Below are 15,865 nucleotides of genomic sequence, written 5' to 3'. Positions count from 1 at the left end.
AAAATCATTATTTTTAGATTTCAAATTAATCATTCAGAAACAATGAAACAATTACTTTTAATCATTTTATCGTTTTTAGTATTTAACATTAACGCACAAGAAAAAACGCAACCTAAAAAAGAACAGCAGTTGTCAATAAAAAATAATAACGCTGAAGCTTTAGCCAATAAAGAAACTCAAAAACTCACCAAACAACTAGAGCTTTCATATGAACAACAAAAAAGAGTTTACGACATCTATATAGATCATTTTGAGAATGAACTAAAAACAAAAAAGCTAATCACTTTAAAAGATAAAAGCAGTAAAGAAAAAACAGCCAAACTAAAAAGTGCTAAAACAACAGCTTTAAATACTAAGCTTAAAGAAGTTTTAACCACAGAACAATACACAAGTTACATTAACAAAGAACCTTTCAGTAAAAAACAAAACAAGAAAAAGCTACAATTAAAGAATTAAATATTCCATATAACAGAAAACCTTTACAGAGTTTAAATAAAATTATTATTTTAGTAACCTAAATAATTAAACAATCCAACATGAAGAAGATAATTACGCTTGCATTATTTGTTTTTGCAATGTTCATTGGCAACCAAACGCTTACCGCTCAAAGCAACAAATTAGAAGACAAATTAGAAATTAATGGTAAAGCATTAGAAAAAACTGAAACTTTAGGAAGAAGCTTAAAACTTTATAACAACCAAAAGGATGAAGTTTACGAAGCTTTTAAATTATATCTTAACACTGAGCTTAGTTTATCTAGAAACGAAAATACTTTACCAGCTGAAATAGAAAAAAATAAAACGAGACTTGAGAATAAAATGAAAGAGATTTTAACTGACGAACAATTCTCTAAATATAAATCACTTGAAGAATAGTCGATAAAAATTAAATCACAAAAAAAAGCTTCGCTAAACGCGAAGCTTTTTTTATTTATAATGTTTTGGCAACTTCCTCTATTGCTGCAATGGTTTCATTTAAATCTTCGTAAGTTAACGCATCTGTTATAAACCATGTTTCAAATGCACTAGGCGCGATATAAATACCTTTATCTAACAATCCGTGAAAGAATTTCTTAAATGTATCATTATTCCCTTTTGCTGCACTTTCAAAATCAACAACTGGATCTTCAGAAAAATGAACTGAAATCATAGAACCTACTCTATTAATAGAATGTGTTATGTTATTCTTACTCAGCGCAAGAGCAATACCATTATGTAGGTATTTCGTCTTCTCTTCTAACCTACTCATTAAACCACTATCATTATTAATAGCTCTGAGCATAGATAAACCAGCCGCCATTGCTAATGGATTACCACTTAATGTTCCTGCTTGGTAAACTGGCCCTAAAGGAGCTAAATGATTCATTATTTCGTTTCTCGATGCAAATGCTCCAACTGGCAATCCACCACCTACAACCTTTCCAAAACAAACAATATCAGCATCAATACTTTTTAATTCTTGCACACCACCTTTAGCCAATCTAAAACCAGTCATTACTTCATCAAAAATCAAAAGCATGTTATTAGCATCACAAATTGCTTTCAACCCTTCTAAAAACCCTTCAATAGGCGGAATACAACCCATATTACCTGCAACTGGCTCAATAATTATCGCTGCTATTTCACTAGAGTTAGCCTCAACTAATTCTTTTACATTTTCTAGATCATTGTATCTTGCTAACAAAGTATCCTTTGCGGTTCCTTGTGTTACACCAGGACTATTTGGAGTCCCAAAAGTTACAGCACCACTTCCGGCAGCAATTAAAAAAGAATCGCTATGCCCATGATAGCAACCAGCAAATTTTATAATCTTATCTTTTTTGGTATAACCACGAGCCAAACGTATTGCACTCATACAAGCTTCTGTACCAGAATTAACAAAACGAATCTTATCAATATTAGGAACCATAGACACTGCTAATTCCGCAATTTCAGTTTCTAAGGCTGTTGGCATTCCAAAAGAAGTCCCTTCTTTGGTTTTTTCTATAACTGCATCTACAACAGGCGGAAATGCATGACCTAACAACATAGGTCCCCAAGAATTAATATAATCAATAAATCGGTTTCCATCCTCGTCATAGACATAAGCTCCTTTAGCTGATTTTGCAAAAATAGGTGTACCACCTACAGCTTTAAATGCTCTTACAGGAGAGTTTACACCACCTGGTATTACTTGTTGTGCCTCTTTAAACAAAGCACTACTTCTTTGATATAACATAAATTAATTAGGAATCATTATTTCCTGACCTAAAGCCAGGTTATTAGAACTTAGATTATTTAAATCTTTTATAGCTTTTACAGTAGTATTGTAACGTTTTGCTAAAGAATAAAGCGTATCCCCTTTTTCAATAATATGTCGTACAACTCCACTATTAACACGCACAACTTTAACATTTTCATTACCTAGAACTTCATTATCATACTCATACAACCTATATCGTTCTATTAAACTAATAAGTTTTTGCGGATACTTTTTATCAGTAGCATATCCTGCTTTTTTCAATCCTCTTGCCCAGCCTTTATAATCATCTGGCTTTAATTTAAACAAACCTGCATAACGACCACGACCAGTTAAAAATTTAGAATGATCTTCATATGACGTTCTTGCTTCGTTGTACTTTCTAAAACATTCTTGAGAACGATCATCATCATGATAAATTTTTGCTCCTTTCCAGCCATGGCATTTAATTCCAAAGTGATTATTAGCTTTTACAGCAAGCCTTCCCTTACCAGATCCTGACTCTAAAATACCTTGAGCTAAGGTAATACTTGCTGGTATTTTAGATTTCCGCATTTCATCTTTGGCAATTTCTGCATACGTTTCAATATACATATCTGTAGATGAAGGCGGCCTTATTTCAACCGTTTCTTCAACCTTTGTATCTTTTGTTTTAGTTTCTGAGATTTCAACAGTTTCCGTTTTACTTTTTTGCTTCTTCTCTTTAGTTACAATACCTTTTTTAGGTCCGCAACCGAAAGCAAGCACAGACAGAATTAATACAATATATTTTAGCTTTAATTTCATTCTATTATAGGTAACCCTTTTTGTTTTAATTTAATGTTCATTCCTGAAATTCCTTGCAAACCACCAGTATGTATTACTAGTATTTTTGAATTTTCAGAAAAACATCCTTTATCTAATAAATCAAACACACCATACATCATTTTACCTGTATAAACAGGGTCTAAAGGAATATTATGTTCTTTTTTAAACTTATTAATAAACGTAATTAATTCTGGCTTTATTTTTCCATAACCACCAAAATGATAATCCGTTATTAAATCCCAATTATTATTAGTTGCGAATTTACGAATATCTTCACGTAAAAAATCACCTTTCAATGCCGGAAAACCTAAAATTTTCTGATGAGATGCAGATGCATTTATTAATCCAGAAATCGTGCCACCTGTACCAACACAACAACAAATAAAATCAAAATCTTGGTCATTTTTAGTTAGTATTTCTTCACAACCTTTAACAGCCAAAGAATTAGTTCCTCCCTCTGGAATTAAATAAAAATCGCCAAACTCAGACCTCAATTTATCTATAAAATCTAATTCTGTTTTTTTTCTATAATCTTCTCTAGAAATAAACTTAAAACGCATTCCACAAGAATTTGCAAATTTTAAAGTTGGATTAGTAGCGATTTCCCCTTTTAACTCATCACCTCTAATAATTCCAATAGTTTTAAAACCAAAAGCTTCTCCTGCATAAGCTGTTGCTGCAATATGATTAGAGTAAGCTCCGCCAAAAGTTAGCAACTTTGTTTGTTTATTCTTTTTTGCTTCTAAAACATTGTATTTAAGTTTCCTGTATTTATTACCCGAAATAAAAGGATGTATCAGATATTCTGACTTCATAAACACCTGATCACCAAGAAAAATATTACTTGAATCTATTTTTTTTAACAAATCCATTAAAATAACATTAAATTAATATTAATTTTTATACATTTAGATTGTATTCCCTACATAATCTATTATTTATCTTACCTAGACCAACACATAACTCATACGTTATTGTTGCTTGTCAAAAATATAGATTATGACGAAAACTTTACTAGCTCCAATAATTGTTTTATTATTATTTACAACTAATGTTATTGCACAATGTGCTAACTTCCCAACTAACGCATGCACAACACCAGCACCAACAATTATAGGAAATTCTATTTACTGCAACCCTCCTCTAAACAATGCCGGAAGAAACAATTTTAGAGTAAATAATATGATTGCCAATGCTACATATAGAATTTCAAATTGTGGCGCTGGTGTTGACACACAAATGACTATTAGAAATATAGCTGGCGGAGTTGTTGCTTACAATGATGACAACGGACCAGCATGTACAGGAACAGCTGCTTCAATAGACTTTATACCTCCTGCTGATGGAGATTATCGTATTCAAGTTAATGAATATAATTGTGCAACTACTCCTTCCTTTAACGAAACTGGAGATATTACCGTTACACTAATCGCAGATCCTCCTCCACCTTTAAGTAATGATGAATGTGCAGATGCCATTACGCTTACCGTAAACCCTGATTTAAATTGCGGAGTGACTACAGCAGGAACCACCCTAGGTGCAACAGCATCATCTCAAGCAGATGATGTTACCGGAACCCCTAACAATGATGTGTGGTTTAGTTTTACAGCAACAGAAACAGCTCATGTAGTTTCCTTACTTAATGTTGTTTTAATTAATGGCAGTACAGACATGGGAATTGGCGTCTATAATGGCTCTTCAGGATGTGGCGCACTCACTTTTGTTGACGACAGTGACCCTAATACTTTAAACTTAACTGGTCTAACTGTTGGCAATTTATATTATGTAAGAGTTTACGGCTGGTTTAGCAGCGCATCAGACGCAACAACATTTGATGTTTGTATAGGCACAGATCAACCATGCGTTTTACCCACTCCAATAACAACATTGGCTTGCCCAATAGTAGATATTTCACCAGATTCCGCTACAGTTAGTTCGTGTGGATCAGGATCAAGTCCTGTTGATTTAACAGCTACTTACACAGATCTTGGAGATACTTCAGATTATAACGTAGATTTAATTACTTATGACCAAACTGTGTTTAACACTTTTGCCGCTGCTGCCACAAACACAGTACCTCTTTCATTAGATGACACATGGTCTAACGCTTCTTACTCTATCCCTTTTGATTTTTGTTTTTATGGCAATACAGTCACCAATTTTGTTATTGGTGCTAATGGAGCAATTTCTTTTGATGCTAGCCTATCTGGTAATGGATCTGGATACTCATTCAGCAACAACCTCCCAAGCACAACGGGAGCTTTGTTTGAAAATGCTATCTATGGTGTTTACCACGATATAGATCCGAGTGAAGGTGGCACAATAAGCTATGGCTCAACCATGGTTAATGGATGTAATGCCTTAGTTATTCTTTGGGAAGATATACCAATGTTCTCCAATAACTCATTACTTCACACCTCAATGATTGTTATGTATGAAAACACAAATATTATTGAAGTCCATATTGAAGAAAAAGTAATTGATGGTGGTGGCCCTTGGAATGGAGGCAATGCAATTGTCGGTATACAAAACCCTGGAGCAACAGCCGCTGTAGTTCCACCATGTAGAAATGGCTTAGATGACAATTGGTCAACAACGGATGAAGCATGGAGATTTACTCCTTCTGGCGGCAGCTCTATAGCCAACATTCAATGGCTTGTTAATGGAACATTAGACGCTTCATACGATGGACAAACTACAATATCCATTAATCCTGCATCAACGACAACATATACTGCTCAAGTCACATACAACCTATGTAATGCTAGCACGTTAGTTATTACAGATGATGTTATTGTTACATCTAGTGGAGCGAAAATTTGGGACGGTTCTCAACCTAATGACAACTGGATGGATCCACTTAATTGGTCTGATGATGCAATTCCTACTCCAGCCGATTGTGTAGTTATTCCTAATACCGGAAACGATCCAGTAATATACGCAGCAAATGATGGTGATGGCCTTAACCTAACCATAGAAAATGGAGCTACATTAACCCAACAACCAAACTCAACTCTAACTATAGTTAACTTTATAGATGTTCAAGCTGGTGGCACATATAACATGGAAGATAGTTCTAGTTTAATTCAAGTTGATAATATAGCCAACACTGTTAATGGTACCTTTACCATGGACAGAAACACCAACATTAGAGCAAACGATTATGTATATTGGTCTTCTCCTACTACAAGTTTTAATATTGAAAACGTTTCACCTCTAACACCAAACGGGTATAAATATGAATGGATACCAACTTTATTTCAAGGTATTGGCCCTCCTGGAAATATGGTTTTTGGAGAATGGCAAGCGCACAATACAGGCACTATGGATATTGGTAAAGGCTACATTGTAAAAGGTCCTACAGGACATCCAGCTACTCCTACAAATTACACAGCTACTTTTACAGGATCGCCAAACAATGGGTTAATAACACAACCCATAGAAAGAGGTGGTTACACAGGTGCTAATTATTTCTACCAACCAAATCCAGGCGGAGATAATTTACAAGTAACAAGTGATGATGACAACTGGAACCTAGTAGGCAATCCTTACCCTTCGGCTATTAATGCTATTGACTTTTTAACCCACATTAATAACAGTAATATTTCTGGCAGTGTTTATTTATGGACTCATGGTACTGACATTGGCACTTTAAACACAGATCCATTCTATGAAGATTATGCCTATAATTATAATGTTGCTGATTACATTGCATACAACTCTAGTGGTGTCTCAACACCTTCTGGATTTAATGGAAATATAGGATCTGGTCAGGGCTTTTTTGTTTTAATGACTGACACAGCAACTACTAATGAAACCATAACTTTTGATAACTCAATGAGAAGTAGTGCCTATGCCAATAATCAGTTTTTCAGAAATAGTAATACATCTAACACCAACACTTCTTCTGCTAATAGAATATGGCTAGATTTTATTACTCCTTCAGGTGAAACCAACACAACTTTAGTAGCCTATATTGATGGAGCTACTAATGATGAAGACAGAATGTTTGATGCATCTACAACAACTGGTAATGGGCTAAATCTTTATTCTTTAATAAATGAAGAAACATACCTTATTCAAGGACGTCAATTACCTTTTAATGATGCAGATTTAGTTCCTATTGGAGTAAATATTACAGAATCTGGTACACAAACCATTGCAATAAATACATTACAAGGGTTATTTAATAACTCTAATCAAGATATTTTTATTGAAGATTTACTAACAGGATTAATTCATAATCTCAAAAATGCACCTTATACATTTACAAGTGAATTAGGCCTTATTAATGATCGATTCATATTGAGATACACAAACACTACTCTAAGTATTGAAGATATTGATTCATTAAATGGAATTCAGGTTTTTGAAGATAATAATAAAATTGTAGTAAAATCTAACCATGAAATTATTGAATCTATTGAAGTTTACGACATTTTAGGAAGAACGCTTTTCTCGGGCAAGTCCATCAACTCTAACAGGTTTAATATTGATGCTATTACACCTAGCGAATTAACACTTTTCTTAAAAATTCGATTAATTGATAGTAAACAAAAAATTGTGAAAATTATTTTTTAAAATAGTTTACAAAATTCCATAAAGGCCTTGATTTTAAATAATCAAGGCTTTTTTCATTTTTATAAGCCTCACGCTCAAATGAAATATTTAGATATGCTAATTGCCAATTTTTATATTGGAGCATTCGGATTAAAAACTCAAAAAAATAAACTATAAAAAAGGGTATAATTAACAACTCTATCTGCTGCTTTAAATGAATCTTTTCATGATTAATCAAAACCTTATTATTTTTCAAAGTTGTATTCTTTAAAAAAATAAAAGGAAAAACCACCATTCCTAAATAACCTTTAGGCACTAAATATTTCGAAATCAATATCACAAATCATTCTATTCAAAAATCAAACCACACTCTCTTTCATCTACACAATAACTAATCTATAACCTCAATTTTTGTTAAGGAATCTTTTCTCTAATTTACGCTATCTTTGTAAAACATGAAAAAATATGTCCCAATAGAAGAAGGAGATTACTATTTAACACCTGAAGGCTATCGCTGTTTTACAGAACAGTACCACTTAAAACGTGGCTATTGTTGCGAAAGCGGATGCAGACATTGCCCTTATGGTTTTAATAAACAAAATTTAAAAAAGAAGTAATGCAAACAACAGAATTATCATTTAAAAATCAAATATTAGAAGGCATACCAGAAATTTTACCACAACCAAAACCTTACGAATCTAGTATAAATCATGCCCCAAAACGAAAAGCTATACTTAATGTTGAAGAAGAAAAGTTAGCTCTTAAAAATGCATTACGCTATTTTGACAAAAAGCATCACGAGATTTTATTACCAGAGTTTAAGAATGAGCTAGATACTTATGGTCGTATTTATATGTATCGCTTACGTCCAGACTATAAAATGTACGCTAGACCAATTGAGGATTATCCTGCAAAATCCAAGCAAGCTGCAGCTATAATGTTAATGATTCAAAACAACTTAGACTATGCTGTTGCGCAACATCCTCATGAGCTTATAACTTACGGTGGAAATGGTGGTGTATTTTCTAATTGGGCACAGTACAGATTAACTATGAAATATCTGGCAGAAATGACTGATGAACAAACTTTAGTAATGTATTCTGGACACCCAATGGGATTATTTCCATCTCATAAAGATGCACCAAGAGTTGTTGTTACTAACGGCATGATGATTCCTAACTACTCTAAACCAGATGATTGGGAAAAATTTAATGCACTTGGTGTTACACAATACGGGCAGATGACTGCTGGTAGTTATATGTACATTGGCCCTCAAGGCATTGTACATGGCACAACAATCACAGTATTAAATGGCTTTAGAAAAATTGGCAAATCACCTAAAGGACACCTTTTTGTAACTTCTGGTTTAGGTGGTATGTCGGGTGCACAACCAAAAGCAGGAAACATTGCAGGTTGTATAACTGTTTGCGCAGAAGTGAACCCTAAAATAACTCAGGTAAGATTAGATCAAGGTTGGATTGATGAAAAAATCACCGATTTAGATCTTCTCGTTGAAAGAGTAAAAACAGCAAAATTAAATAGCGAAACTGTATCTATTGCCTACTTAGGTAACATTGTTGATGTTTGGGAAAAATTTGATGAAGCAAATATTCATATAGATTTAGGAAGCGACCAAACATCGCTACATAACCCTTGGGCTGGTGGTTATTATCCTGTTGGCTTATCTTTTGAAGATTCAAATGAAATGATGGCTAATGAGCCCGAAAAATTCAAAGAAGAAGTTCAAAGAAGTTTACGAGCGCACGCTAAAGCCATTAATAAACATACTGCTAAAGGCACATATTTCTTTGATTATGGTAATGCCTTTTTACTTGAAGCATCAAGGGCTGGTGCAGATGTAATGTCAGAAAACCCAAGTATTGGCCGAGAATTTAAATACCCAAGTTATGTACAAGATATTATGGGACCTATGTGTTTCGATTATGGTTTTGGACCTTTCCGTTGGGTATGTGCTTCTGGCAAACCTGAAGACTTATTAAAAACAGATGAAATTGCATGCCAAGTTTTAGAGGAAATCATGAAAAATTCCCCTAAAGAAGTCCAACAACAAATGGCAGACAATATTCAATGGATAAAAGGAGCTCAAGAAAACAAATTAGTAGTTGGCTCGCAAGCAAGAATTTTGTATGCTGATGCAGAGGGCAGAATGAAAATTGCTGAAGCATTTAATAACGCCATAAATAAAGGTGATATTGGTTATGTGGTATTAGGACGTGATCATCATGATGTTTCTGGAACAGATTCACCATACAGAGAAACAAGCAACATTTATGATGGATCTAGATTCACAGCAGATATGGCAATTCATAATGTTATTGGTGATAGTTTTAGAGGAGCAACTTGGGTTAGCATACACAATGGTGGTGGTGTTGGCTGGGGAGAAGTTATAAATGGAGGTTTCGGCATGGTTCTTGATGGTAGTTTAGATGCTGAAAGACGCTTAAAATCAATGCTTTTTTGGGATGTCAACAATGGAATATCTAGACGAAGCTGGGCTAGAAATGAAGGTGCTATTTTTGCAATAGAACGCGCCATGAAAAATGAACCCAAGCTTAAAGTTACATTACCAAATAGTGTTGATGACAGCTTATTTGAAACCATTTAAAAAAAAGCCTTATGAAAACGTTAATTAAACAAATTCCGATTTTAATACTAGCCTTCATCTTATCTTCATGCAGTTCTGTTAGAGTTGCTGCAGATTATGATAGAGAAGCTAATTTTGACAAATACAAAACCTTTGCTTTCTTTAAGCCAGGCATTGATAAAGCAGAAATTAGCGACATAGATAAACGTAGAATACTACGTGCAATAGAAGCTGAATTATTAGCAAAAGGAATGACAAAATCTGAAAACCCAGATATGTTAGTTAGCATTTTCACAAAATCCAATCAACGTGTAGACGTTTACAATAATGCCTGGGGCTATGGTGGCTGGGGCTGGGGAGGTTTTAATCGTTGGGGCTGGGGATCTGGATTTGGATGGAGCGGAAACAGCGTCTCTACATCTACAGAAGGTATGCTTTTCATTGATTTAATTGATACTGAAAAAAAAGAATTAATATGGCAAGGCTCTGGCACTGGTTATCTCGTAACTAAAAATGTAGAGAAGAAAGAAGCAAGAATAAAAGAATTTGTTGCTAAAACTATGGAGCAATTTCCTCCATCAAAATAATAAATATCACATCATATTTTAAAGCACTGGTTTTTCAGTGCTTTTTTGTTTACTATTTAAAAATATTAGATTATTCTAAATATCATATATTTGCCGACTTTTAAAAGGTAAAATATTATGATATTAGGTCACACTACAAGAAAGAATTTTACTCAAAACCCAAAGAATGACATCCTTTCAGGATTAACCGTTGCTTTAGCATTAGTTCCTGAAGCTGTAGCTTTTGCATTTGTAGCTGGAGTAGACCCTTTAGTTGGTCTCTACGGTGCTTTTATGATGGGAATTGTAACCGCTTTATTTGGTGGACGACCTGGCATGATTTCTGGAGCTACAGGCGCTATGGCTGTAGTAATGGTGCATCTTATACAAAAAGGAAATGAAGTTGGCTTAGCTCTAGATACACCTATAGATAATCTGGGATTACAATGGTTATTTATCACTTTACTTTTTGTTGGTGGCATACAAATTTTAGCTGGTATTTTTAAACTAGGTAAGTTTGTGAGGCTCATTCCACACCCAGTAATGATGGGATTTGTTAATGGCTTAGCAATTGTTATTTTCTTATCTCAACTTGGTCTATTTAAAGAAACTGTTAATGGCGAAAAAGTATTTATGACAGGCGTATCGCTTTGGACAATGCTTGGGCTTATTGCATTAACCATGGGCATTATGTTTGGATTACCTAAACTAACTAAAAAAATCCCAGCAGCATTAACAGCTATCATTATAGTAGCTGCAATTACAATATTTGGTAATTTAGATGTAAGCACAGTGGGTTCATTTATTAAAGATGGAGGCGGTGAAGGTCTGCAAGGAAGCCTTCCAACATTTCAAGATCAAATTTTTGGCTTATTCGGAACGCTTCAAGGACATTGGGACACTATTCTATCAACAGCATTTATACTTGCTGCAGTTGGTTTAATAGAATCTTTAATGACCTTAAATCTTGTGGATGAAATTACCGAAACCAGAGGTAACGGTAATCGCGAATGCATAGCACAAGGTGGTGCTAATATTTTAAATGGTTTATTCGGAGGTATGGGCGGCTGTGCCATGATTGGCCAGTCCATTATAAATGTTGATTCTGGAGGACGTGGTCGTTTATCTGGAGCAATAGCAGCTACAGCATTACTTTGTTTTGTTTTATTTGGCGCACCATTAATTGAACAAATCCCTATTGCTGCTTTAGTTGGTGTAATGTTCATGGTAGTAATTGGCACGTTTGCATGGTCTAGCTTTAGAATCCTAAGAAAAATACCTATTTCAGACGCCATCGTACTTATTGCTGTTTCCGCAATTACAGTTTGGAAAGATTTAGCAGTAGCTGTAATTGCTGGTGTTATAATATCTGCATTGGTATTTGCATGGAAAAATGCCACTATGATTAGAGCTCGAAAGCGTATGCAACCTGACGGAACAAAAACTTATGAAATTTGGGGCCCACTATTTTTTGGTTCTATCCAAAATTTCAACTCAAAGTTTGATGTAAAAAATGATCCTGATAACGTTGAAATTGATTTTGTAGAATCTCGCGTAAGCGACCATTCTGCTCTGGAAGCTATCTTTAATCTTGTTAACAAGTATGAAGCTGAAGGCAAATCCATAAAGCTTAAACACCTAAGCAAAGATTGTAAAGTGCTACTTAGAAAAGCAAATTCGAAATTTGAAGATGTTATTGTTGAAGATGTTGATGACCCAAGATATCACCTAGCCGAAGACCCAGAAAGTTTCACAAAACCACTATCCGAATATCAGTTATAAGTTATAACCTTAAGGAAAATAAGGCTTAGCATAACCGTTGCCTACAAGCCATTGGTTTATATCTTCACCATCTAATAAAACAGATGCTAGATATCTACCATACTTACCTTGTTTATCTTTAAATGAATAGATAACAACTTCTTTATCTAGTATACGTTCTCGTAAAATATCCCTAACCTTAATTCCTTCTTCGCGTTCAACACCACGCAACTCTGGTGTATCTATACCATAGAGTCTAAATTTCATTTCACGAGAAACCAAAAAACCTAAATCTACTAGAGCTGTAATCGTATCACCATCATAAACATCGATAATTTTTGCTTTGTATTGATATCTGAAATCCATAATATAATTTATTACAGACTAAATATAAACTAATAATTAATCAGTTGCATTAATTTAGCTTTAACTTTTTCTGTGGATGGAATCATGGTTTGTTCCAAGGTTGAATTTAATGGGATTGCTGGCATATTTTCACTACCAATAACCATTACTGGTGCATCCAAGCTCTGGAAACATTCTTCTTGAATCTTTCCTGCTAAAGCTCTCGCAAAACTATTGTTTGAAGGTTCTTCAGTAACTACTAAACACTTTCCTGTTTTCCTAACAGAATTCATAATCGTATTTTCATCTAAAGGCGCTAAAGTTCTTAAGTCAATAATCTCAACCTGATCTCTCATGTCTTCTGTTGCATTATATGCCCAATGTACACCCATTCCATAAGTAACAATAGTTGCAGTTTCTACTTCTTCCTGCTTCCAAATTTCTTGTAAGACCCAAGCTTTACCAAAAGGCAACACATAGTCTTCTGAAGGCTCTATAGATGTTGCGCCTTCTGTTCCTGCTACCTTAGACCAATATAAACCTTTATGCTCTAAAATCACTACTGGATTTGGATCATGGTACGCTGCTTTCATCAATCCTTTTAAATCCGCTCCATTACTTGGGTAAGCTATTTTTATACCGCGAATATTAGTCACCACACTTTCTACCGATGACGAATGGTAAGGTCCTCCACTACCATATGCTCCAATAGGCACACGAAGTATCATGCTTACTGGCCATTTCCCATTTGATAAATAGCAACTACGACTCACCTCTGTAAATAACTGATTCAGTCCTGGCCATATATAATCAGCGAATTGTACCTCAACTATAGGTTTTAAACCTACAGCACTCATCCCAACTGTTGATCCTACAATAAAGGCTTCTTGGATTGGTGTATTAAATACACGATCATCTCCAAACTTTTGCGCTAAGGTTGCCGCTTCTCTAAACACTCCTCCTAAACGTCCACCAACATCTTGTCCGTACAATAAACAACGTGGATTGTCTCGCATTAATTCTTCAATAGCATGTAATGCACAATCTACCATCACGACACGCTCGCCATCTTCTGGAGAACGTTCTCCTGCTTCTTCAGTAATTGGTGTTGGTGCAAAATCGTGGGTAAATAAGTCTTCAGAAGTTGGATCGTCTTCTTTTAAAGCGTTTTCGAAATCTGAAGCCACTTTGCCTTGGGCGTCTTTTTCAATCGCTTCTACTTCTTCTAAAGTAAATCCGTTATCTAATAATTGTTGCTTTAAAACTGGGTATGGATCTCTAGAGCGTGCTTCTTCTAGGTCATCTCTATACCACTCCATACGAACACCAGAGGTATGGTGATTTAATAAAGGAACTTTTGCATGTACTACAAATGGACGTCGTTCTTTTCTAATCGTTGCAATGACTTCTTCTATGGCTTTGTAACTTTCCATAAAGTTTGCACCATCAATAGAAATCGCATCTAATCCATTAAATCCTCTTGCATATTCATAGGCATTTTGTGCTCTTGTTTCTGCTTCATTTGCCGAAATATCCCAACCGTTATCTTGTACTAAATATAAAATTGGCATTTGCTTTAAAGCTGCCATTTGAAAGGCTTCTGCAATCTCACCTTCTGTAACAGAAGCATCTCCAAGAGAACATACTGCTATTGGATTTTCTTTAGAGTCCTCGTTTCCGCTAAGAATAGTATTTTCAAGGTTTTGCTTTTCCAAGTACTGCATTCCCATAGCAACACCAGTTGCAGGAATCGCTTGCATTCCTGTTGCTGAAGATTGGTGTGGGATTTTTGGCTTATCTACATCTTTTAAACTCGGATGCGAATAATAGGTACGCCCTCCAGAAAATGGATCGTTCTTTTTAGCTAATAATTGCAACATTAAATCATAAGGCTGCATTCCGAAAGCTAAAAGCATAGCATCATCACGATAATACGGAAAGGCATAATCTTGTGGTAATAATTGTAATCCTAAAGCAGTTTGTACTGCTTCATGACCTCGAGAAGTCGCATGTACATATTTTGATACTTGCTTAAAATTTGCTTCATATAATTCTGCCATAGCTTTGGCAGTACACAAATTGGAAAACCCTTTTTTTAGAATCTCTTTTTTCATTAAGCTAGCTCTTTTTCAATTTTAACCATCCAATTAAATGGATCCTCTATTTGACCTGTTTTAATCCCATTCAATGTATCATTAACATCAAGTCCAACCGGACTTTCATCAGATACATGGATTACCTGATCTTTATAACCTATTTCTTGAATGTACGCAATACCTACTGCAGTTCCTGTACCAAAAGCTTCTTCTAAAGTGCCATTATTTGAAGCTTCAATAATTTCATCAATAGTAATCGCACGTTCAGTAACTTCAAATCCTTTATGACGTAATAAGTCTATCACGCTCATTCGGGTAATACCATCTAAAATAGCGCCATCACGTCGCGGAGTAATGAACTTTCCATCGATCTTAAAAAAGATATTCATCGTTCCTACTTCTTGAATATATCTATGTTCTACAGCATCTAACCACAATACTTGATCATAACCTTTAGCTTTAGCTAATTCGGTTGGTCTGATTGCTGCAGCATAATTCCCTGCTGCTTTAGCTTCTCCTGTTCCGCCATCAACAGCTCTTATATATTTCGTTTCAGCATATAATTTTATACGGTTACTAAAGAAAGTACCAGCTGGAGATGCCATAATGATAAACTTATAGCTAGTTGCAGCTCGCATCCCTATAAAAGGCTCATCGGCATACATAAATGGACGCAAATACAAGGCACTTCCTTCTTGAGGAGGAATCCACGCTTGCTCCATGGCTACTAATTGCTTTAAACCTTCTACAAATAAATCTTCTGGAAAATGTGGCATTCCCATACGATCTGCACTAAAGTTTAAACGTGTTGCATTCTTCTTTGGTCTAAAAAGCATTGGTGAACCATCTACATCAACAGTGGCTTTCATACCTTCAAAAATAGCTTG

General features: G+C 34.9%; 14 protein-coding genes. 7 read left to right on the top strand and 7 right to left on the bottom strand.

The annotated features are described in order from the left end of the window. Positions 1 to 42: 42 nt before the first annotated feature. Both N4A42_RS01020 and N4A42_RS01015 read left to right on the top strand, forming a co-directional pair. Positions 43 to 456, top strand: a complete 414-nt coding sequence (locus tag N4A42_RS01020) for a hypothetical protein (protein ID WP_294068670.1) — start codon at positions 43 to 45, stop codon at positions 454 to 456. Positions 457 to 536: 80 nt separating this feature from the next. Beyond that, positions 537 to 875 carry a hypothetical protein gene (locus N4A42_RS01015; RefSeq protein WP_294068668.1) on the top strand — a complete coding sequence of 113 codons (339 nt, stop codon included), beginning with the start codon at positions 537 to 539 and terminating at the stop codon, positions 873 to 875. A gap of 55 nt (positions 876 to 930) precedes the next feature. On the opposite strand, the gene hemL is transcribed toward N4A42_RS01015, so the two are convergent. The 3 genes from hemL to N4A42_RS01000 are packed head-to-tail and all read right to left on the bottom strand — an operon-like array spanning position 931 to position 3,917. After that, a complete protein-coding gene (hemL, locus tag N4A42_RS01010) occupies positions 931 to 2,217 on the bottom strand; it encodes a glutamate-1-semialdehyde 2,1-aminomutase (protein ID WP_294068666.1) in 1,287 nt (428 codons plus the stop codon). A gap of 3 nt (positions 2,218 to 2,220) precedes the next feature. Continuing rightward, positions 2,221 to 3,024: a glucosaminidase domain-containing protein gene (locus N4A42_RS01005; RefSeq protein WP_294068664.1), complete on the bottom strand. Its 804-nt coding sequence runs from the start codon at positions 3,022 to 3,024 to the stop codon at positions 2,221 to 2,223. Further along, entirely contained in the window at positions 3,021 to 3,917 is an 897-nt protein-coding gene (locus tag N4A42_RS01000) for a 1-aminocyclopropane-1-carboxylate deaminase/D-cysteine desulfhydrase (RefSeq protein WP_294068662.1), read from the bottom strand. The genes N4A42_RS01005 and N4A42_RS01000 overlap by 4 nt, the downstream gene beginning before the upstream one ends. Before the next feature lie 127 nt (positions 3,918 to 4,044). Between N4A42_RS01000 and N4A42_RS00995 the strand changes: the two genes are divergently transcribed. Continuing rightward, positions 4,045 to 7,626 (top strand): hypothetical protein, encoded by a 3,582-nt coding sequence (locus tag N4A42_RS00995; protein WP_294068660.1) that lies wholly within the window; start codon positions 4,045 to 4,047, stop codon positions 7,624 to 7,626. Here N4A42_RS00995 and N4A42_RS00990 read toward each other — a convergent pair. Continuing rightward, entirely contained in the window at positions 7,616 to 7,945 is a 330-nt protein-coding gene (locus tag N4A42_RS00990) for a hypothetical protein (RefSeq protein WP_294068658.1), read from the bottom strand. The genes N4A42_RS00995 and N4A42_RS00990 overlap by 11 nt on opposite strands. Before the next feature lie 115 nt (positions 7,946 to 8,060). Here N4A42_RS00990 and N4A42_RS00985 point away from each other — a divergent pair, with 115 nt between their 5' ends. The 4 genes from N4A42_RS00985 to N4A42_RS00970 all read left to right on the top strand — a co-directional run bounded on the left by N4A42_RS00985 (position 8,061) and on the right by N4A42_RS00970 (position 12,558). Continuing rightward, complete coding sequence (locus N4A42_RS00985; protein ID WP_294068656.1) at positions 8,061 to 8,222, top strand: DUF5522 domain-containing protein; 162 nt, start codon at positions 8,061 to 8,063, stop codon at positions 8,220 to 8,222. Beyond that, a complete protein-coding gene (locus N4A42_RS00980; protein ID WP_294068654.1) occupies positions 8,222 to 10,231 on the top strand; it encodes a urocanate hydratase in 2,010 nt (669 codons plus the stop codon). Before N4A42_RS00985 ends, N4A42_RS00980 begins: the two co-directional genes overlap by 1 nt. Positions 10,232 to 10,242: 11 nt before the next feature. Continuing rightward, positions 10,243 to 10,797 (top strand): DUF4136 domain-containing protein, encoded by a 555-nt coding sequence (locus N4A42_RS00975; RefSeq protein WP_294068652.1) that lies wholly within the window; start codon positions 10,243 to 10,245, stop codon positions 10,795 to 10,797. 117 nt (positions 10,798 to 10,914) lie between these two features. Next, a complete protein-coding gene (locus N4A42_RS00970) occupies positions 10,915 to 12,558 on the top strand; it encodes a SulP family inorganic anion transporter (RefSeq protein WP_294068650.1) in 1,644 nt (547 codons plus the stop codon). Positions 12,559 to 12,567: 9 nt separating this feature from the next. Here the strand turns inward: N4A42_RS00970 and N4A42_RS00965 are convergent, their stop codons facing one another. The 3 genes from N4A42_RS00965 to N4A42_RS00955 form a co-directional block, all read right to left on the bottom strand. Next, a complete protein-coding gene (locus N4A42_RS00965) occupies positions 12,568 to 12,903 on the bottom strand; it encodes a thermonuclease family protein (protein ID WP_294068648.1) in 336 nt (111 codons plus the stop codon). Between the two features lie 29 nt (positions 12,904 to 12,932). Then, positions 12,933 to 14,996, bottom strand: a complete 2,064-nt coding sequence (locus N4A42_RS00960; RefSeq protein WP_294068646.1) for a thiamine pyrophosphate-dependent enzyme — start codon at positions 14,994 to 14,996, stop codon at positions 12,933 to 12,935. Then, positions 14,996 to 15,865: branched-chain amino acid aminotransferase (locus N4A42_RS00955; protein ID WP_294068644.1), on the bottom strand; the 870-nt coding region annotated here is incomplete at its 5' end. The genes N4A42_RS00955 and N4A42_RS00960, both read right to left, overlap by 1 nt.

Source organism: Winogradskyella sp. (assembly GCF_025210595.1).
Taxonomy (GTDB): domain Bacteria; phylum Bacteroidota; class Bacteroidia; order Flavobacteriales; family Flavobacteriaceae; genus Winogradskyella.
Note: the sequence above shows the minus strand (reverse complement) of the source record. Positions and strands in the feature narration are given on the sequence as shown.